Below are 20,394 nucleotides of genomic sequence, written 5' to 3' on the forward strand. Positions count from 1 at the left end.
TTCTGTGAGAACAATGAGCGATATCAATTTAGATTTAGTAGAAAATCCGGTAATCAAAGCATTTATTCGAGAGCAAGCTAAGTTTCCCGAAAATTTTAAACTGCATATCTGCGAAGACGATGAAATGTATTTGTTCAGCTTGAACAACGTCCAAGACGATCGCGATCGGGCTTTGGTGCGCTATTATTCGATCGGGCGTCGCATCTTGGATACGGTTAAACAAGTTGTGGAATGGCATTTTGGCAGTTGGGAAAATGTACCTTCTTTTCTAGATTTTGCCTGCGGTTACGGTCGATTTACCAGGTTTTTGATTCAGGAAATACCGCCGGAACGAATTTGGGTTTCTGATATTTATGCTAACGCGGTTAAGTTTCAAACTGAATACTTGGGCGTCAACGGTATTGTCTCAACTGGGCAACCTGAAAATTATTTAATTGACCGAAAGTTTGACTGCATTCTGGCTAATTCTTTTTTCAGCCATATGCCGGAAAGAACTTTTACAAGTTGGTTGCAAAATTTGTACGATTTGTTGACTGCTAACGGCGTTTTGATGTTTAGCGTTCACGATGAGTGTTTGCGGGCTCCTCATGTAGAAATGCCTGCCAGCGGTATTTTGTTCAGCGCCAACAGCGAAAGTCAGTCTTTAGACAAGGAAGAATACGGCACAACTTATGTAACTGAAAAGTTTGTAAGAGAAACTGTCGAGCGAGTTAGCGGAGGCAAAGCTTTTGTTCACCGCATCAAAAAAGGGATATGCAGGTTTCAGGATTTGTATGTTGTCACAAAGGAGCTAGTTAGAGATTTTTCGGAGTTGAAATTCAATCATCACCCGGAAGGATATATTGATGTTGCTGCTTTTACGAATAAGGAGAATTTGTATCTGGAAGGATGGGCCGCCGATCTAAATATCGGCGGTAGAATTGAGTACCTGCAAGTGCTGGTAAACGGCGAGGTTGTACAGAGATGCGAGCCTTTTTACGATCGCCCCGATGTAGCTGGATATTTTGAAAATGATGGGGCTTTGCAGTCGGGTTGGAGCTGTTATTTACCCAAAAACACTGTAGGGCTGGAGGATGTGTTAACAGTCAAAGCAATCAATAACTATGGTTGGGAATGGATTCTGGAAACTTGCACTGTTAACTCCCTGATTAACCAAAGACAATCGCAGTCTTTGTTGGGGTCTACTAAGACCAAACTCAAATTACTTGAGACTCAGTTAGCGTCGGCGAGGAGAGAAGGGGAGCAAAATCAAAATAAGTTAATGATTACTGAAACAAAGTTGGAAGAATCTCAAAGAAACTTGCAAGAAACTCAAACCCAATTAGTTTCAGCTCAAACGCAATTGGAGCAAACTCAAAAGCAGTTAGTATCTGTGCAAACGCAGTTGGATAAAACACAAAATCAGCTAATTAATCTCAAGGAAGAACTAGAGCAAGCGAAGTGTCGGGTTTTGGCAATGGAAAGCAGCAAGTTCTGGAAGCTCAGAAGCGCGTGGTTTCAAGTCAGGCAATCCCTGGGCTTAGCGGGAGAGTAGCGAGTAAATTTGGTGTGGAATTAGGGCGAGGGAGAAGGGAGAGAAATTGTGAGTACAAATGACAGCAAACCATCGGTTTTTATTGTTACCGGAATGCACCGTTCCGGTACGTCTTTAACAGCTTCTTTGTTTCAGAAAGTCGGGGTTGATATTGGCAAAAAGTTAGTGGGCCCGGCTGACGGAAATGTGAAAGGTCATTTCGAGAATGTTGATTTTGTGGAGTTTCACAAAAGTGTTTTGCGATCGCACGGTATTGATGAACTCGGATGTACGTTTGAAAAAACGATTCCGGTAGCAGCCGAATACGTCGAAATCGCCAAAAGGGCGATCGACCAAAATCAACTTCCTCACAAACATTGGGGTTGGAAAGACCCGCGAACAGCCCTTTTTTGGGAGTTTTGGCTGACTTTGCTCCCCCAAGCTAATTTTATCTGTGTTTATCGATCGCCCTGGGAAGTAGTCGATTCCCTTTACCGTCGGGGAACCGATGTCAGCTTGCTGCAAAATCCCGAAAAGGCAGTAAAAATGTGGATTCACTACAATCAAAAAGTTTTAGAACTTTACGAAGCTTTCCCCCATCGCTGTCTCCTAGCCAACGTTTACCCCATCGGCAACACTCCTGAACTTTTCCTCGATCGAGTCAACGAAAAATTTAATGTTAACTTAGGTGCGATACCGGGCGACAATTTTGAAGAATCTTTATTAGTCAACGATATTGTCCAAAGTCACAGACCTAGTTTAATAGAAAAATATTTTCCCGAAGCATTAGAACTATATGAACTTTTGGAAACCCAAGCTGGCAATCTCAGCAGCGAATCGAAAGGTGCGATCGATCGAGTTATTCATTTCCCAGCATCTCCAGTCTGGCCATTTGAAGATTGGCTAAAAATCCGCTTGCTGGAAAAACAGCAAAAAACCAGCTCTTCCGAACTCAAACAGTGGCAAGAACAATTTCACCAGGCCCAGGCGAAAGTGTTGGGATTAGAGACAGAATTAGGAGCAACTCAAGTACAGCTTGCAGGCAAAGAAGCAAATTTTCAAGAAGCTTTAGCAAAACTTCTCGGATTAGAAACAGAATTAGGACAAACTCAGGTACAGCTTGCAGGCAAAGAATCGCAATTTCAAGAAGCTTTAACAAAAGTCTTAAAATTAGAAGCAGAATTAGGGGAAACTCAGGTACAGCTTGCCGGCAAAGAATCGCAATTTCAAGAAGCGTTAGCGAAACTCCTCGGATTAGAAACAGAATTAGGACAAACTCAGGTACAGCTTGCAGGCAAAGAATCGCAATTTCAAACAGCGTTAGCGAAAGTATTAGAATTAGAAGCAGAATTAGGGCAAACTCAGGTACAATTTGAAGAGACTGAATTTATATTGCAGCAAAAGTTAGCTGAGTTACTTCAGTTAGAAACAGCACAAAGTCAAAATCAGGAAAAATTAAAGGAGACTCAGGAAAAATTAGAACACTCCCGCCAGGAAAATGAAAATTTTCGGGCAGAACTTGCTACAATCAAGTCTTCAATAGGGTGGCAAGTGAGAGAAAAGTTGTGGGAAGTTCAGCGCCAAATCCGCGACTGGTTCCCTAAATTTATTTTTTCGTTAGATCGACCCACTACTTGGCAAGTTTGTGATTCCAACCTGCTAATTGTGGGCTGGGTTTTTAACCAAAAAAGAGAGACTACAGCAGTCCGCGCCAGAATTAAAGACCAGAGTTTCGCAGGCGTTTACGGCATAGATAGAAGTGATATAGCGCTAGCACACTCTAATATTCCGGCGGCGCAGAAATCAGGTTTTACAATTCAATTGGAAGCGCCTGCGGGACGGCACGAAGTGCTACTGGAAGCGCAAGACGATCGAGGTAAATGGCATTTGTTGGCAGCTTATCCGCTGTTAGTTTCAACGATTCAAGCATCGTTAGATGTACCGGTGGTGTGGGAACAGCGTCAGGGTCAAATTTTGTTTGCAGGTTGGTGCTGCCACCACGATCGCAAAATTGCTAAATTAAGCTTGTTGTGCGGCGATACTTCTGTAGAATGCGCCTACGGTTTACGGCGAAAAGATGTCGGCGAAGTGTTTCCCGACTGGGTTAACAGTTCGGAAAGCGGTTTTGAGGCCCTTGTCGATTTGCCGCCAGGGGAATGGCACGTTTCTCTGCAAGCTGAGTTAGAAACCGGGGAAATTTTGTCTTTTCAAGCGCCTAAAATATTGACAGTGCGGCGCTACCATATCTGGCAGCGAAGTGCTGATAAGTTTGAGGAGTTATCAAGGTTGACAGCCGCCATTCAGCAGCGGGCGAAGGAAAGAAAACAGCGTCTCGGCAGAATTGTGCCGATGCCTTGGGAAATTGTGAAAGTGATTCGCCAGTTGGGGAAGATTTATCGGCAGCAAAAACAGTTTAGTGCGCCGGGAGATTTACTGCCGCCTGCGGGTTTTGTGGTGGCTCAACCCATTGATAGGTATGACGCTTGGCTGGAGGTGAATCAGTGGAACGATCGCGCGCGCGATTACTTGATTTCTCGGTTAAAATCCTGCCGGGAACCCCTGCCAAAAATTTCGGTAGTAATGCCAGTTTACAACCCGCAGATAGATTTTTTAGAAAGTGCGATCGACAGCGTAATCAATCAAGTTTATCCAAACTGGGAACTGTGCATTGCCGATGATTGCAGCACCGATTTCACTGTTGCTGAAAATTTGAAAAGCTGGGTTCAAAAGGACGATCGTATCCGCATCACATTTCGTACAGAAAACGGCAACATCAGCGCAGCAACCAACAGCGCCGCCGCCCTCGCAACAGGCGACATCATCCTGTTTTTAGACAACGACGACGAACTAACTCCCGACGCATTAGGCGAAGTCGCCCTATATTTTGCAGCGCATCCAGACACCGATTTTCTTTACTCAGACGACGACAAAATCGACACTAAAGGTCGCCGATTTGCCCCGCAATTCAAACCCGAATGGTCGCCGGAACTGCTGCTTTCTTATATGTATCTCGGTCATTTGTGCGCCGTAAAAAGACACATTTTTGAACAAATAGGCGGTTTGCGGCTAGGTTTTGAAGGCTCGCAAGATTACGATTTTGCCTTGAGAGCAACCGAAATTTCTCGCCACGTCGCGCACCTGCCGCTAGTGCTATATCACTGGCGAACCGCACCCGGTTCTACAGCCATATCTGGGGCAGCGAAACCCGCCAGTTTTGCCGCAGGTCAACAAGCCATTCAAGACGCACTAAACCGCCGAAAAATTAACGGCAATGTCGCTCAGCACGCATGGGCAGTTAAAGAAAATCTGGGCATATTTGCCCAGGAGTTCCCGGATAACGGCCCATCAGTAACGGTAATTATTCCTACTAAAAATCAGCTCAAATTGCTGAAAGCCTGTCTGGATTCTCTAGAAACTACAACATACAAAAATTATCAAGTTGCCGTTATCGACAACGAAAGCGACGACCCGAAAACTCTGGAATATTTAAACCAATTAACTTGCCAAGTTTTGAGGATTAAAAATCCTGGTGGCAAGTTTAGTTTTGCAGCAATTAACAACCGCGCTGCGGAACAAGTTGATAGCGAATATGTTTTGTTTTTGAACAACGATACTGAAGTAATTAACCCCCGCTGGCTGAGTCAAATCGTGGGATACGCTCAAATTCCCGCTGTGGGTGCAGTCGGCGCGCGGCTTTTATATCCCGACGGCAGAATTCAGCACGCGGGCGTAATTCACGGGCTGCATCACGGTTTGGCGGGTCACGCTTTTAAGCTGATGAACAGCGAAAATCGAGGCTATCTTTCTCAAGCTATGGTAACGCGAAATTACTCTGCGGTAACAGCGGCTTGCATGATTACTCCGCGTCAATTGTTCTTAGAATTGGGCGGTTTTGATGAGGAGAATTTTGCTGTTGCTTACAATGATGCAGATTACGGATACCGACTGTTAGAACGCGGTTATCGGTGCGTATATTGTCCCGATGCGGAGTTGTTGCACAAAGAGGGAACTTCTAGGGGTTTTACCGACAATCCTCAAGAAGTGGCAGCTTTTAGGCGTAAGTATGCGGGCAAAAATGACAGTTTTTACAGTCCTCACTTGTCTTTAGAAGATGAGTATTTTCATATTCAACCTCGACGGGTTTTTATGAAGGAAGAAGGTTCGGCAACGGATTATGTAACGGATGTAATAGATAAGGAAGAAGTAAAATTTAATGATTCTGGTTTGTTGGTAGCAGAAGCAGAGAATTTGATTCATCCTATCAGAGTTTTGATGTGCAGCAATTCGCTGGATTTTACGGGGGCGCCGCTGCATCAGTACGAAATCGCGGTGAAATTGGCGGCTGAGGGTGTGATTAAGCCGATCGTACTTTGCGTAACAGACGGGCCCCTGCGTCAAGCTTACGAACAGCAGGGAATTGAAGTAATTGTGCGCGACAATCCTCTCGAACACATCTACCAGCGCGATGCTTATGATGAAGCCATCCGCAGTTTTAGCACAGAAATTGAAAGTTTAAAAGTAGATGCAATTTATGCCAATACTTTAGAAAACTTTTTTGTAATTGATGCCGCACGGCAAATCGGAATTCCGGCGGTGTGGAACGTGCACGAAAGCGAACCTTGGCAAACTTATTTTAACAGGTTTGGTTCGGAGATTGCGGCGAGAGCTTTAGAGTGTTTTCGCTTTCCTTACAAAGTTATTTTTGTGGCAGATGCCACGCGGGACAGGTATTTGCCTCTCAACAGCCACCACAATTTTACCGTGATTCACAACGGCTTAGATTTGAGCAAACTGGAAAATTCGGAGAACTCTGAATTGGCTAGAAAAACTTTAGGTGTTGCAGCGGAAGATGTGGTAATTCTGCTGCTGGGAACGGTATGCGAACGCAAAGGACAGCAGGATTTAGTTCAAGCACTTTCTCTTTTGCCTGACAAATGGCACAATAAAATTAGATGTTTTATTGTGGGCGATCGTCCCAGTATTTACAGCAATAAATTAGCCGAGTTGGTGGGGGAATTGCCAGAAGAGTTGCGGCAAAGGGTGACAGTAGTCCCGGAAACTGGGGAAACGGGAAAATATTACAAAGCGGCTGATATTTTTGTGTGTACTTCTCGCGTCGAAAGTTTTCCAAGAGTGATTTTGGAAGCGATGGCTTGCGATTTGCCAATTATTACAACGCCCGTTTTTGGGATTAAAGAACAAGTGAGACCGGGAATTAACGGTTTGTTTTACACGCCCGATCGCCCAGAAGAACTAGCGGCCTCACTGCATAGTTTATTGGAAGATAAATCTTTGCGGCAACGGTTAGCAGAAAATGCTAAATATGTGTTAGAGTCGTTGAATAGTTTTGCAGAAATGACTCAAGCTTATGGTCAAATTTTTAGAGAAGGTTATTTTACTACTAAAAAGTAATCCTTCTAGATTCAATGGTGAAAAAGTAGGGCGTCAAATTTCGATCGGCAGGGAAGAGAACACCTCCAAGGAATTAACAGCTAAAAATTACTGGGAGAGTAACCCAACAGCCGCAATTGGGAAGCAGGGTTACTGGTTGTCTAATCCGATTATCGAACAAGCTATAAACCATCGGCTGTCAGGTGGTAAGACTCAAGGTTACTGGCTAACCTGGTTAGTCAAAAAATATTTCAAAAATCGACGCTTCGATCGTCTTTTGTCTATTGGTTGCGGAGTGGGAAATCACGAGATTCTCATGGCTAAATTAGGATTGGCAACTCAAATTGATGCCTTTGACTTTTCCGAAAGTTCTTTAGAAATTGCTAGAAAAGATGCAGCAGCAGCGGGCGTAGAGATTAATTTTTATCAAGATGACTTTAATGTTTTTGCGATTGATGATAATAAAAAATACGATCTAGTTTTTTGCTCTGGTTCGCTGCATCACGTCAAAGAACTAGAACGATGTTTATCAATTGTTCGGGAGTGTTTAAAACCCGATGGATATTTTATTGTCAATGAATACATAGGAGATTGCTACAATATATATAATCAAGCTCAAGTGGATGTCATTAATCGCATTTACAAATGTTTTCACTACACGCTAAGGTCGGGAACAACTGAAAAATTTTCTAGTCCAAGTATTGAGAAAGTATTGGCGAGAGATCCTTCAGAAGCAGTCCGGTCAAAGCTGATACTTCCGTTTTTAGAATTCTACTTTGATGTGGAAGTGTTGAATCTAGCCGGTGGGGGGTTGCTTCACGAACTTTACCCTTTTTTAGATCACGCTCGACTTTCAGACGGAGAACCAAAGAGTGAAACGATCGTCCAGTTATTGCTGGAGATTGAACAAATCTTAATGGAGCAGCCCGGAGGACTATCAAGCGACTTTTGTTTGTGTATTCTGAGACAGAAAAAAAAAAAATGGAAATAATACCGCCTAAAAGAGATTACGAAGAAGCTTGGGATAGCTACGCCCAAGAATGGAAAAACAATAATCCTGAACTCGCTTATTTGGGCGATGAATGGATAGGGAAAGGTGCCGGTGCGGCTAACTCGCTATCAGAATATGAATCCTTGATAGAACAGCAATTTATTGCGCCGTACATCAAAAAAGAACATACGGTTTTAGAAATTGGTATCGGCGGCGGAAAAACAGGTTCGCTGTTGCTGAAATATTGCGATCGACTAATTTGTGCCGACATTTCCAGTCAAATGCTGCAAGCGGCGCGATCGCGCTTGGGAGACGATCGCGTTTCTTACGTCAAACTCGACGGTTTAACATTAGACGGCATCGCTCCAGGTTCAGCCGATGTCTGCTTTTGTTACGATACACTGGTACACGTAGAGCCGGTAGATATATTCAACTACCTGACTCGAATTCCCAAACTGCTGCGGGGCGATCGAATTTGCGTCTTTCACCACAGCAATATTCTCAGCGAATTAGGGTGGCAAAAATTCGCCGGCGAGTGGGACAAAAACCTGCTGGGACGCAGAGACGGCACTGCATTTTCAGTTATGACTGATACAATTATGGAAAAATTTCTCACTCATTTAAACTATGAAATCATCCTGAAAAATACATCTTCAGTACCGCGAGATTGTGTCTGGATCTGCAAAGCGCCAACCCCCAATGAATAAAATTAAAGCTTTTTAGCCGAATCTAAATATTTTATTCCCACTAACAACTGAAAACAGTCAATCGATTTTAGATTTTAGATTTTAGATTTTAGATTGTTATCAGTCAACAGTCAACAGTCAACAGTCAACAGTCAATCGATTTTAGATTTTAGATTGTTATCAGTCAACAGACAACTGAAAACAGTCAACAGTCAACCGACAACAGACAACAGACAACAGACAATGAAAGCATTATTTCTCCATCCCAACTTCCCCGCCCAATACCGCCACATAATCACGGCTTTAGGCGCAGATCCGAAAAATCAAATTGTTTTCGGCACTAAAAACGAGCGCCCAGAGTGGAACATTCCCGGCGTTCGCAAAGCAGCATTTACCCCCAGCCGGGAACCCCACGCGCAGACTCACCAATACGTCCGCCCTTTAGAAAGTGCCGTCATCTACGGACAAGCCGTATTTAGAATGGCAGAACAACTCAAAGCCGACGGTTTCGTACCCGATATTATCTGCGGACATTCCGGTTGGGGGCCGACATTGTTCGTCAAAGAAGCTTTTCCAAATACGCCGCTTTTGTGCTATTTCGAGTGGTTTTATCATGCTATTGGTTCCGACGCAGATTTCGATCCAGCGGAACCTTTAACAGTTGACGATATGGCCAGAATTAGAATCAAAAATGCGCCAATTTTGATCGATTTATACTCTTGCGATTGGGGTTTGTCCCCCACTTATTGGCAGCGATCGCAATTTCCGCCAGAATTACAACAAAAATTATCCACACTCCACGACGGGGTAGATACCGATTACTTCAAACCAGACCCCGGTGCTAAACTAATTTTGCCTAACTTAGACTTGTCTGGCGTTGATGAAATTGTCACCTACGTATCGCGGGGAATGGAACCTTACCGGGGTTTTCCCGAATTCATTGAGTCGATCGCCTATGTACAAGAACGCCGCCCCAACTGTCACGTCGTAATCGTTGGTTCAGAAAGAGTTTGTTATGGGCGTTCTTTACCCAACGGCGAGTCTTACAAAGACTATATGCTCAAAAAAGTACCCCTAGATTTGTCGCGAGTTCACTTTGTCGGGCCCCTACCTTACGGACTGTATTTAAAAGTAATTCAAGCATCCGACGTACACGTTTATTTGACCAGACCTTTTGTACTATCTTGGTCGATGATTGAATCTCTATCAACCGGATGTTTAGTAATCGGTTCCGACACAGGGCCAGTCAGAGAAGTTATCCGCGACGGAGAAAACGGTTTGCTAGTCGATTACTTCTCACCGAAACAAGTAGCCGATCGCATTGATGAAGTTTTAGACCATCCTACCCGCATGGCAGACATTCGCATCAAAGCCCGTCAAACCGCCCTAGAACGCTACAGTTTAGCTAAGATGCTGCCGCAACATTTACAACTGATCGAGCAAGTAGCAAATCGTTCCATGCCGCCTACAGTTGGTATGGAACCAGAACGGGAATTAGCAGCATCTTTTGCAGTGAGAATTTAGCAATAAAGGGTAGTCCTGCATAGTCAGGACTACGCCAATTTTAACAGGAAGAAATGGCTGTACTTGCTTGAAAGTACCCATTTTTGTTACTATTGTTAAAACCCAACTAAATTCCTATGAAATCAACTACTAGGGCGCTGAAAGAATGGAATGTAGCAGTTAATGCTTTGGAACAAGGTCAAACCATTGTGCTGTTGCGGAAGGGGGGAATTCGCGAGCAAGCAGGACAGTTCAATGTCACTGACAAACAGGTTTTGCTGTATCCAACTTTTGAACACCAACAGCCTGATTTATTAAAGCCGGAGTTTGCACATCAAGTCCAGAAAGTTGAATCTGGTTGGCATCCAGAACTTATTAGAATTGGTAGTTGGGCGGAGATTACTGATGTTTTTTTGGTAGCTTGGGAACCGGCAATTACTGCGCTATTTCCGTACCATATTTGGAATGAAAATTTTGTCAGCGATCGCCTGAAATGGAAACAAAATCAGCCCATTTATATTTTATTGCTGCGGGCTTATCGCCTTGCAGAAATCCGCGAAATTCCCTACATTCCTGAATACGGCGGTTGCCGTTCTTGGATCGATTTGGCCGATGCTATTTCGCTGGAGGGAAGCCAAGCTGTTTTGAGCGATCGAGAGTACATTGAACGCTCAAATCAAATCCGCAATCTGATAGCAAATCCTGCGAATGCTTCTGGTTCGCAGAGAGTGACAACCCTGACGGAAGGTAGCCAGGATTTTACTCTTCATTAATAGTTTTTAAGGTACTTTTCGAGAGGCGCGCTTCTACGAAACCCAGCCCAAAATCCGCAACTAATGCCATTAAAGCGGCCGGAATTGCCCCAGCCAAAAGTAACTGATTGTTGACGGTAGCAACGCCCCGGAAAATAAACACCCCCAAGCCGCCGGCACCAATTGCAGCGGCGATTGTAGCGAGTCCGATCGCAATTACCGCAGCAACTCGCACGCCCGCCAGAATCACGCCCAGCGCCAGGGGAATTTCCACTTGCCATAACAGTTGCATATCAGTCATTCCCATGCCTCTTCCGGCTTCCGTAATCGCTGGATCGACGCCGACAATACCAGTATAAGTATTGCGGATAATTGGCAGTAAAGAATACAGAGTGAGGGCGATAATTGCCGTGCGATCGCCTATTCCACCCACTATCGGCACCGGGATTAGCAAGCCAAACAAAGCTAAACTGGGAATTGTTTGCATAATATTAGCAAATCCCAAAATAGGCTTTTTCAATTTTGGCTTTCTCGTGGCTAAAATCCCCAGGGGAATCCCCACAATAAGAGCGATCAAAATTGCAACAGTTACTAAATATAAGTGTTCGGTTGCACGCTGAACTATCTCCGCACCATACCGATTTAAAAATTCTATCATTTGGTAATTGGCAATTGTGGTATAATTAAAAATCTCGTAGGGGCGGGTTCACCAATATCTTTAATTCCCAACCATCAGCTTCAAAAACCCGCCCCGCCCATACCCATAAACCAATGATGCGATCGCACATCATATTATTAGCCCGTTCCGGGTAATTGCAAACATTCAAGAAATGCCCCCGCTTCTGGATGGTGAGATTTGAGAAAATCATCAGGTGTTGCCAATTCAATCAACCGTCCGTCTTGCATCAAACCAATTCTCGAAGCTAACAAAAAAGCTTCTTGAATCCCGTGAGTCACAAAAATCACTGTTTTGCCCAGTTGCTGCTGCAATTGACCGAATTCCCGCTGTAATTCCAGACGAGTAATCGGGTCTAAAGCACCAAACGGTTCATCCATTAACAATATCGGAGGGTCAGCCGCCAGTGCTCTAGCGACGCCTACCCGCTGCCGCTGTCCCCCGGACAACTGATGGGGATAGCGTTTGGCGAAGTGCTGGGGGTCGAGGTTGACTAATTCTAACAGTTGCCGGACGCGAGATTGAATACGATCGCCCTCCCAACCTTCTAATTTTGGCACTAAACCGACGTTTTGCTCCACGGTAAAATGGGGAAACAAACCGATTTCTTGAATCACATAACCAATTTTGCGGCGCAGTTGAATTGGGTTCCACTGAGTTGTCGGTTTTCCCATGACAAGAACTTCGCCACTGCTTGGCGTTAGTAAATTGTTAATCAATTTCATGGTAGTAGTTTTGCCACTCCCGCTGCGTCCCAGCAATACTAAAACTTCTCCTTGCAGCACTTTGAAATTGAGTTGGTCTACTAAATGCCTGCGGTTGAGGCGATATGTCACGTCGAGGCATTCGACAGCAACTTCCTTATTGAGAGGCATGATTACTTCCGGTGATTTGGGTTTTCAGGAATTTTAGAACTTACAGACAAGGGGCTAGAAACCAGGTTTTTATATTAGGAACTAGAATTAAATAACTTGCATTTTTTGTAGGTTGGGTTGAGGCACGAAACCCAACAATCAAGCGTGGGCTTGGGCGGAGTGAAACGGAGGGTTCGTGCCACGGGCCCAACCTACGGAAGTTATTTAATCCACGATCCTTAGATATTTTGCTGCTTAATACCAATTTAAGGTGAAGTTGCACATATCTCGATCCCCCTAAATCCCCCTTAAGAAGCTATGCTTTATAAACATCTTTCTTAACAAGAAAGTTGACAAAAGTAACTACTTGTGTAGCGGATATGGGGGCGCTCGCGGACGATCGAATACGAATTATCCTGATTCGAGTTTTCATTGATATCTCCGTCTTTCAATGAGTTGGCTCAAGTGCGTTCGGGGTTTTTCCCGATCGCACATTTTGAACCAATAGAATAAAATGTTTTTCTGCCATTGGCTCACGGCGGTTTACCAAAATTATCGTTGATAGGAGCGACACAATTTGCGAGCGCAGCTATTTCACCCTGAAAACATACAAATTCAAGTTGTTTTCAGTTGATTAAATAGTAGCCAACCCGTCATAATATCATCCAATCTTCTCAAGCCACGCCACAAAGTCTTAACTCCTGGAAAACCATCATGTTTTCGTCCTAAAAAACCTCCCAATTTGGCAATCCAACCAACAGCTTCCCCTAAAGTTGGCGGGGAAGAATGAGGATAACTTTTGTGATAAATTGTTGCATAAAGAGCCTGCCATTCTCGATGTGATAACATAGTTTCACAACTGGCATCAGGCGCGCTGCGAGCCAGATGAGTAATATAAAGCAAACGCCAAGCTACTATCGAATAAGTAGCTAGAGCCATTTCCAACCTCTCTGCTGTTTCTAATTGCAGCTTCTCAATTCCACAACCACTTTTTAATACATAATGATAACGCTCAATCAACCAACGATAACTATACCACCTCACATAAGTAGTCACATCCTCAATACAAGTAATAGGTAAAGTTGTTAACAGCCACCACTCAATTGCTTCTGCCTCCGATGGTGCTGATGATTCTCTTACTAAAATAACTTGCAGTTCGAGCGGACTTAATTTCTCTTGTTTAGCCCGATTTTTAGGGGGTTGAATAGTTAAGGTTTTATACCGAATAGTTAAAGTTGCTACTCGTGATGGTCGAGTCGGGTTGCGCTTTAATTCAACAGTCATCGTGGCTTGCGGTTCGACTAACTCCATCTCTGCTTTAAGATGGTTGGATGAAAACTCTAAACATCTGTTTTGAGTAGCTCGAATCAAAAAATCTGCTTTCTCACGGTTGGCGCAGGCAAATAAGTCATAAAAGTCTGCTTCTCGATCGGCAATTGTGACTACTTTTTGCGAATTAGGGATGATATATAACGTGTTTTTTAAAGCATCAAGCCATCTTTGACTTTCTTTTTCTTCAGTTGATTTTTGAGAACGTTTAGCAGCTTTACCTAAAGATTTTGGCGCTCTTGCCCAGACATATTGGTCGATAATTCCTAATGGTAGCCCTTCTGTTGTGGCGGCCAAAGTTGAATGTACTTTCAATCCACTTGCATATTTACTATCAAGATATCCGACTCCTTTAACTGCTTTATGAGTAGTGTAATTTAATTCGGTTGTATCTTGTATTGCCAAGACAATGTGATGATTTTTGATTCTTTCTACTGTCGCATCTACGTGTCCTTTCCTAAGCTGAGCTGGTTTGATGTATGGTGAATCCCAGAAATCGTAAGTAGCCTTAGTTTCCGCCCATGTACCACTCGCTTCAGGTACACTAGATTCTGGTTTATTGCTTAAATTAGAGACAATTTTCATGAATCTATTTGTCCTTCTTGGATCTCCTAAGTCAGTTTTTTCTAATTCTTGTCTTACCCATTGCTCGATCATTTTAACCTGACTCCTGGGCAATCACCCGATCTTTTAACAGCATAGATGTTTATTTTTGTCAACTTTCTTGTTAAGAAAGATCCTTATAAAGCATAGCTTAAGAAGGGGGACTTTGAGAAGAATCTTGTCCCACCCCCTACTCCCCTTATTAAGGGGGGTTAGGGGGGATCAGATTCTACGGGGCCTCATAAAAAATTGGTATAACCCAAGATTTTTCAGAGAAACCGGGTTTATGAGCGTAAGTCATAAAATTCAAATCAGCGAGTATCGGGGGACAACTCCCAATTCTAAAATCTAAAATCTAAAATCGACTTGATTTTGCCATTCTAGCAGTAAGGCTCGACATTGGAGGCAAGTTAATTTTTTGAGCAAGTCGCGAATTCCGTCTGGGGTGACAGGATATTCAGCACCGAGAAGTTCGGGGTTTACTGTTGCTGTCGGGTGCAATTCTGCAATAAAACCGTAGAGTTTTTGATTGGAAAAGGAACTGTTTACTGCCCAGCCAATGGTGTTGATCGGTTCGATGCGGGCGATCGCACTTTCTGTCACGCCTAGTTCCCTTTTCATTATAGCTGGAACGGCTGCTGCTGGCGTGGCTTCGGCTGGTACGCGACCGCCGGGAAAATCGAGGGTTGCTTCTGCCACGCCGGGGCGATACATCGGTGTGGGAAACAGCAATTTGTCAGCTTGAATGGTCAAGATTACAACTGAATCTGCTCTTTCTACTCGCCAATATTCTACTGTTTTTCCTTCGGTTGTTTCGAGATGTTCGGCGATTAGTTTTACCCAATGAGAATTGATTTCTACAAAGCGGTCTAGAGTTTTCCACTGGGATTTTGCAGTTTGGTTCATGTCGGAATTTTTGAAATAAATTAGATATTTTTTGCTATGGTAGCCGATTGTTAGCGAGCGCAACAATAGCCGATCAACCTTTTGAGCTTTGAGCCAGTTTTTTCCTCTCGATTGTAAATTTTTGCTACAACCTTACACATTCGCCTAGATAATTCCGTAACATAGACTACATAATCAAAATTTATCTGCGCCTTCGCTCTGGGTTGTTTCAACCGCGCCCTGGTGCAGACTCTTAGCTAGACAGGAGTAATTATGCAACTGCAAACAGATATTCGTACTTGGCAATCCCAACCAACGCCCGGAAGCTTCGCCAGTGTCCGCGACTGGGAAAAATTTGGCTGCGCCGTACCTGCACCAAAATTGACTCCTTCTATGTGGGTTAAATTGTTCAATCCGCCAACCGCATTCAGCTTTGACGAAGCGTGGCTGTTGTGTGAATCTTCGGAAGAACAGTGGCTAGCTTGGATTCCTGATTATGGCGAAATTTTACTGAGTACACATGAATTTTGCGCTCCTAAATCGTGAATTACGCAGACAAACTTTCATAAACCAGGTGTTAAAATCCATATCCCTCCGGTTCCACGGGATTTTTTGGAAACAAGCTGGTTTCTGCGTAATTATCTCGTTTGCAGTGAGGAATGCAAGTCCTTAAACTTTGATAAGGACTTGCATTCCTCACTACAAACATCTTATTATGATGTCGTTTCAGCCGATATCATATAATATTATGTCCCATAGATTGACCGCGATTAAAGGCCGGGGCGGGTTTACAGATTTTCCCGTTTCTATTCAATATCTTGGCGAACCCGCCCCTACAGGAATCATGGTTAATTGACCGGACATGATATAAGTCCTAATAGATCTTAATAGAAATTTCGCCAACAAAAAGAGCAATAGAAAACCTATTGCTCTTTTTGTTCACAAACACTCTCTAGTTTTTATCTTTAAGATAGATAGCGGAAGTTATATCAACTGGCCTCGATTGACCCCAATATCGCTGCGGTGACGGGTTTACTGTATCGATGCTTGCATGGGAGATATTGGTGAACCCGCCCTTACAGCAATTACGGTCAATTTAGCCCCTGTGATATTGCTGGCTTATTTGCAAACTGCACGGTTATTTGCGTTTCTGACAATCGTGCCTACTCTACCATTAATCTGAATCGGGTTCTTGGTGCTGGCTCGAATCAAGAGTGGTTGTTTGGCGAGACATTCTCTGATTGATGCTGCCCAAGCGGTGAGAGATCCGGTGTATTCTGTACGACCCGCTGGGGCGCGAAACTGATCGGTAATTAGGAAATCCGAGGTGATGCTAGTGTCAGTACCAACATTGGTAATAATTGGAAAGTCAAAGGCTCTGGGCAAGGTTCGGTCTTGGATTCTGCCCGGTACCAACTGGTATTTCTTCGATCCACCCCTGTAGTCAATACCTGCTTGAGGGCTGGTGGGAGGGCTTGTTTGAGCCAATGCGGGAACAGGCAAGCTTGCTACCAAAACGGTGCAGGCACTCCAAAATAATTTCGATTTCATTCGATTCATCTCCTCAACTTTATGACGATTAGCACTAATTTAGGTATGCTCAAAAGACACTAGCTTTTATTGAGAAAGCGCCTGATGATATTGAGCTTTTGAGTTTGAGTTCAACTTACCTAATTTATTACCAAACACCTTCAAAAATGTTAAAACTGGTTGGCCTGACAAACTGTAGAAGAGTTTCAGTTGAGTTAGATATTTACACATCTGAAGTTGTTACAGCATTGGGGAGTCGGTTTTACCAGAATGATTCATTTTCGATCGATGTCATTGGAACTTTATCAAATTTTGTCTCAGATATCAAGTTTTGCCGATCGCGTATCCTGTTTTAACACTGGGAAAGCGGCTCGATCGAGGTTTGAGTGTGGCGCGCTATACCAGGGCGAGAAAGATGCTACAGTGCATCGATGGGCGTTTGAGTATTTTCAGGCGACAATAGACAGAGAAGGGGCTTGAAAATAGGTGATTTTAGTGGAAGAGAGTAAATTTATCGACGTATCGGACATTATGGGTGTTCCCGCAGCTCCGGCGGGTTACAAATCGGGCTTTGTGGGTATTATCGGACGCCCGAATGTCGGAAAATCAACGCTGATGAATCAGTTGGTGGGGCAGAAAATTGCGATTACTTCGCCGGTGTCTCAAACGACGCGTAACAGGCTGCGGGGCATCCTGACGACACCGGAAGCACAAATTATTTTTGTAGATACTCCCGGAATTCACAAGCCACATCACCAATTGGGCAAGGTTTTGGTGCAGAATGCCCGCACCGCGATTCAGTCGGTGGATGTGGTGCTGTTTGTGGTGGATGGTTCCGTGGAATCGGGAGGGGGCGATCGATATATTATCGAAATTCTCAGCAATTGCAAAGTTCCGGTGATTTTGGGGATGAATAAGTTGGACGAACAACCGGAGGATTCCGTGTTGATCGATCGAACTTACGAGCAAATTGTCAATCCTGAGTGGCCTGTAGTGAAATTTTCCGCTCTCACGGGCGAGGGTGTCGAGCCGCTGCAACAATTGTTAATCGAACATTTGGAGGTTGGGCCTTATTATTATCCGCCAGATTTGGTGACTGACCAGCCGGAACGCTTTATTATGGGCGAATTGATTCGGGAACAGATTTTGCTGCTGACGCGGGAAGAAGTGCCGCATTCCGTAGCAATTGCGATCGACATAGTTCAAGAAGAAGCAAAAATTACGCGCATTCTGGCGACAATTCACGTCGAACGGGATTCCCAAAAAGGCATTTTAATCGGTAAAAGCGGCAGTATGCTCAAGTCGATCGGCAGTGCGGCCCGGGAACAGATTCAAAAGTTAATTGAAGGCAAAGTATATTTGGAGTTATTTGTCAAGGTGCAGCCGAAGTGGCGGCAGTCTCGTACTCGTTTAGCCGAATTGGGCTATCGCGTGGAAGAATAAAACTTTATCTGTTGGCACTTGGGGTTCTTCCATTTTTTAGACCTCTTGCAAAAAATCCTTTTCATCAATTGATGGGACGGGCTCTCCGGCCCATCCCACAAGAAAAAATAAATCTTGTGGGATGGGCCGGAGAGCCCGTCCTAATTATTTTTGCAAGAGGTCTTTTGAATCAAGAATCGAGCACGACTTTCGCTCTGAGAGAGTTTCATCTGGTACCGAGAGTCGGTACAAACCCCCGCTTAACAACTAGAACGCCATTCCAATAACAGTACAGTAAACTGAGAGCAGCCCCATTCGCCCCAGTTGACCTATGCCACGTTGGTTCAATACTGCTGGCCCATGCCAAGAAGACATTCATTACGCACTGTCGCCCACGGTACGCTTACCAAGCTTAGAACGGTTAATCGCTCAACGCAACTATTTCGTCATCCATGCACCCCGGCAAGTGGGAAAAACCACCGCCATGCTGGCGTTAGCCAAACAACTCACCGAAAGCGGACAATACACCGCCGTGATGCTGTCAGTTGAAGTCGGCGCACCCTTCAGTCAAGACATTGCGGGTGCAGAAGAGGCTATTTTGGGGGCTTGGCGAGATAACATTTCCGTCCGTCTCCCACTCGAACTGCAACCGCCTGACTGGACAGCGATGCAATCGGGGGGACAGAAAATTCGGGCTGCTTTACAAGCTTGGGCACAAGTTTCATCTCGTCCTTTGGTCATTTTGATCGATGAAATTGACGCACTACAAGACCAAGCTTTGATTTCTATTCTGCGCCAATTACGCGATGGTTATCCCAATCGCCCGAAAGCGTTTCCGCAATCGGTGGGTTTAATTGGTTTGCGGGATGTTCGCGATTACAAAGTGGCTGCGGGGGGAAGCGATCGACTCCATACATCCAGTCCGTTTAATATTAAAGTGCGATCGATTACTCTCAGAGATTTTAATGCCTCTGAAGTCGCGGAACTCTACGCGCAACATACCCAAGATACCGGGCAAGTTTTTACACATGAAGCCGTAGCCTTAGCTTTTGAACTGACTCAGGGACAACCTTGGTTAGTGAATGCTTTAGCTAAGGAAATTGTAGAAGAATTAGTTACCGATGAATCTATAGAAATTACACCCGACCATATTTTAGAAGCCAAAGAAATTCTCATAAAACGACAAGATACGCATTTGGATAGCTTGGCAGAACGACTGCGAGAAAACCGAGTTAAAGCCATTATCGAGCCGATGCTAGCCGGACGAGAATTGCCAGAATCTTCTAATGACGATCGCCAATACCTCGTAGATTTGGGCTTGCTCAAACGAGATCCAGCCGGGGGTTTAGTTATCGCCAACCCAATTTATCGAGAAGTGTTGCCGCGAGTTTTGGCGCAAGGGCCGCAAGATAGTTTACCGATTATCCGTCCGAGTTGGTTGAACGATCGCGGCGAACTACTACCAGATGCACTCCTGCAAGCGTTTCTCGCGTTTTGGCTACAGCATGGCGAACCGTTACTCAAAAGTGCGTCTTATCCCGAAATTGCCCCTCATTTAGTGTTGATGGCATTTCTGCATCGGGTGATTAATGGTGGGGGAACGTTGGAGCGGGAATATGCGATCGGACGCGACAGAATGGATTTATGTTTGCGTTATGGTGACGTAACATTGGGAATTGAACTGAAGGTTTGGCGAACTCGGAAAGTCGATCCGTTGAGTAAAGGGTTGGAACAGTTAGATGGATATTTGGCTCGATTGGGACAAGATGAAGGGTGGTTAGTGATTTTCGATCGACGCGAGAATGCGCTCGAATTAGAAGAACGATTGAATACTGAAATTCATCTGACACCAATGGGGCGAACGGTTACAGTTATTCGTGCGTGAAGAAGTTGTGATGAATGTCTCGATTTTTGCGATCGCCCTAGTGTGCGATCGACTCTAAATGCTCTCTAATCTAAAATCTAATATAGATAGGTTTTTTCAGTGCGATCGCTTAAGTGATTGAGTAGAATCGTGCGGCGAACTCTATCTAGGAAAGGAGATTCCGATGGCGAGTAAGAAGGGGTTGACATACATCATCGATATGCGGGATCTTTAGACTATAGCGGTTCTCCTTAATATAAGGTGTACGCTATTCTTTGAAGTCCGTCCGGATTTTCGAGGCTTTTTCTGTATCTCACCTACTTCTAGACCATAATTATACTAAACCTTCGGGAGGTGATTGTGATGGAGAAATTTGAGAACAAAACTGACTTACT

General features: G+C 44.3%; 14 protein-coding genes. 9 read left to right on the top strand and 5 right to left on the bottom strand.

Annotated elements, in window-relative coordinates:
- The first annotated feature begins 13 nt into the window (after positions 1-13).
- The 6 genes from QT992_RS17440 (at position 14) to QT992_RS17465 (ending at position 10,857) form a co-directional block, all read left to right on the top strand.
- Positions 14-1,534, top strand: a complete 1,521-nt coding sequence (locus QT992_RS17440) for a methyltransferase (RefSeq protein ID WP_333316855.1) — start codon at positions 14-16, stop codon at positions 1,532-1,534.
- A gap of 48 nt (positions 1,535-1,582) precedes the next feature.
- The gene (locus QT992_RS17445; protein ID WP_333377379.1) at positions 1,583-6,925 is read left to right on the top strand and encodes a glycosyltransferase; all 5,343 of its coding nucleotides are present in this window, start codon (positions 1,583-1,585) and stop codon (positions 6,923-6,925) included.
- The gene (locus QT992_RS17450) at positions 6,882-7,895 is read left to right on the top strand and encodes a class I SAM-dependent methyltransferase (RefSeq protein ID WP_333316861.1); all 1,014 of its coding nucleotides are present in this window, start codon (positions 6,882-6,884) and stop codon (positions 7,893-7,895) included. The genes QT992_RS17445 and QT992_RS17450 overlap by 44 nt, the downstream gene beginning before the upstream one ends.
- Complete coding sequence (locus QT992_RS17455) at positions 7,886-8,602, top strand: class I SAM-dependent methyltransferase (protein ID WP_333316863.1); 717 nt, start codon at positions 7,886-7,888, stop codon at positions 8,600-8,602. The genes QT992_RS17450 and QT992_RS17455 overlap by 10 nt, the downstream gene beginning before the upstream one ends.
- Before the next feature lie 222 nt (positions 8,603-8,824).
- A complete protein-coding gene (locus tag QT992_RS17460; RefSeq protein ID WP_333101594.1) occupies positions 8,825-10,105 on the top strand; it encodes a glycosyltransferase family 4 protein in 1,281 nt (426 codons plus the stop codon).
- A 116-nt stretch (positions 10,106-10,221) separates the two neighbouring features.
- Complete coding sequence (locus QT992_RS17465) at positions 10,222-10,857, top strand: DUF1802 family protein (RefSeq protein ID WP_333316865.1); 636 nt, start codon at positions 10,222-10,224, stop codon at positions 10,855-10,857.
- Here the strand turns inward: QT992_RS17465 and QT992_RS17470 are convergent.
- The 4 genes from QT992_RS17470 to QT992_RS17485 form a co-directional block, all read right to left on the bottom strand.
- Complete coding sequence (locus QT992_RS17470; protein ID WP_333339074.1) at positions 10,844-11,494, bottom strand: ABC transporter permease; 651 nt, start codon at positions 11,492-11,494, stop codon at positions 10,844-10,846. The two genes, QT992_RS17465 and QT992_RS17470, sit on opposite strands and share 14 nt — an antisense overlap.
- A 137-nt stretch (positions 11,495-11,631) precedes the next feature.
- Entirely contained in the window at positions 11,632-12,387 is a 756-nt protein-coding gene (locus QT992_RS17475) for an ATP-binding cassette domain-containing protein (RefSeq protein ID WP_333339072.1), read from the bottom strand.
- A gap of 594 nt (positions 12,388-12,981) precedes the next feature.
- Positions 12,982-14,349, bottom strand: a complete 1,368-nt coding sequence (locus tag QT992_RS17480; RefSeq protein ID WP_333339120.1) for an IS4 family transposase — start codon at positions 14,347-14,349, stop codon at positions 12,982-12,984.
- Positions 14,350-14,646: 297 nt separating this feature from the next.
- Positions 14,647-15,204, bottom strand: a complete 558-nt coding sequence (locus QT992_RS17485; RefSeq protein WP_333339069.1) for an NUDIX hydrolase — start codon at positions 15,202-15,204, stop codon at positions 14,647-14,649.
- A 252-nt stretch (positions 15,205-15,456) separates the two neighbouring features.
- Here QT992_RS17485 and QT992_RS17490 point away from each other — a divergent pair, with 252 nt between their 5' ends.
- Positions 15,457-15,729 carry a hypothetical protein gene (locus tag QT992_RS17490; RefSeq protein WP_333316873.1) on the top strand — a complete coding sequence of 91 codons (273 nt, stop codon included), beginning with the start codon at positions 15,457-15,459 and terminating at the stop codon, positions 15,727-15,729.
- 573 nt (positions 15,730-16,302) lie between these two features.
- Here the strand turns inward: QT992_RS17490 and QT992_RS17495 are convergent.
- The gene (locus QT992_RS17495) at positions 16,303-16,734 is read right to left on the bottom strand and encodes a hypothetical protein (RefSeq protein WP_333316875.1); all 432 of its coding nucleotides are present in this window, start codon (positions 16,732-16,734) and stop codon (positions 16,303-16,305) included.
- A gap of 510 nt (positions 16,735-17,244) precedes the next feature.
- Between QT992_RS17495 and era the strand changes: the two genes are divergently transcribed.
- Together era and QT992_RS17505 are read left to right on the top strand one after the other, a co-directional pair.
- Complete coding sequence (gene era / locus QT992_RS17500; protein ID WP_293354472.1) at positions 17,245-18,156, top strand: GTPase Era; 912 nt, start codon at positions 17,245-17,247, stop codon at positions 18,154-18,156.
- Positions 18,157-18,466: 310 nt separating this feature from the next.
- Complete coding sequence (locus QT992_RS17505; RefSeq protein WP_333316879.1) at positions 18,467-20,020, top strand: ATP-binding protein; 1,554 nt, start codon at positions 18,467-18,469, stop codon at positions 20,018-20,020.
- Positions 20,021-20,394: the final 374 nt, after the last annotated feature.

Origin of the sequence: Microcoleus sp. T3_D1, from assembly GCF_036700405.1 — a bacterium.
Taxonomy (GTDB): domain Bacteria; phylum Cyanobacteriota; class Cyanobacteriia; order Cyanobacteriales; family Microcoleaceae; genus Microcoleus.

What these genes read in the sequence shown, in the direction of transcription:
- QT992_RS17455 (WP_333316863.1), top strand. Translation starts at nt 7,886, where the DNA reads ATGGAAATAATACCGCCTAAAAGAGATTACGAAGAAGCTTGGGATAGC.
- QT992_RS17470 (WP_333339074.1), bottom strand. Translation starts at nt 11,494, where the DNA reads ATGATAGAATTTTTAAATCGGTATGGTGCGGAGATAGTTCAGCGTGCA.
- QT992_RS17485 (WP_333339069.1), bottom strand. Translation starts at nt 15,204, where the DNA reads ATGAACCAAACTGCAAAATCCCAGTGGAAAACTCTAGACCGCTTTGTA.
- QT992_RS17465 (WP_333316865.1), top strand. Translation starts at nt 10,222, where the DNA reads ATGAAATCAACTACTAGGGCGCTGAAAGAATGGAATGTAGCAGTTAAT.
- QT992_RS17460 (WP_333101594.1), top strand. Translation starts at nt 8,825, where the DNA reads ATGAAAGCATTATTTCTCCATCCCAACTTCCCCGCCCAATACCGCCAC.
- QT992_RS17475 (WP_333339072.1), bottom strand. Translation starts at nt 12,387, where the DNA reads ATGCCTCTCAATAAGGAAGTTGCTGTCGAATGCCTCGACGTGACATAT.
- QT992_RS17495 (WP_333316875.1), bottom strand. Translation starts at nt 16,734, where the DNA reads ATGAAATCGAAATTATTTTGGAGTGCCTGCACCGTTTTGGTAGCAAGC.
- QT992_RS17505 (WP_333316879.1), top strand. Translation starts at nt 18,467, where the DNA reads ATGCCACGTTGGTTCAATACTGCTGGCCCATGCCAAGAAGACATTCAT.
- QT992_RS17490 (WP_333316873.1), top strand. Translation starts at nt 15,457, where the DNA reads ATGCAACTGCAAACAGATATTCGTACTTGGCAATCCCAACCAACGCCC.
- QT992_RS17450 (WP_333316861.1), top strand. Translation starts at nt 6,882, where the DNA reads ATGGTCAAATTTTTAGAGAAGGTTATTTTACTACTAAAAAGTAATCCT.
- QT992_RS17440 (WP_333316855.1), top strand. Translation starts at nt 14, where the DNA reads ATGAGCGATATCAATTTAGATTTAGTAGAAAATCCGGTAATCAAAGCA.
- era (WP_293354472.1), top strand. Translation starts at nt 17,245, where the DNA reads ATGGGTGTTCCCGCAGCTCCGGCGGGTTACAAATCGGGCTTTGTGGGT.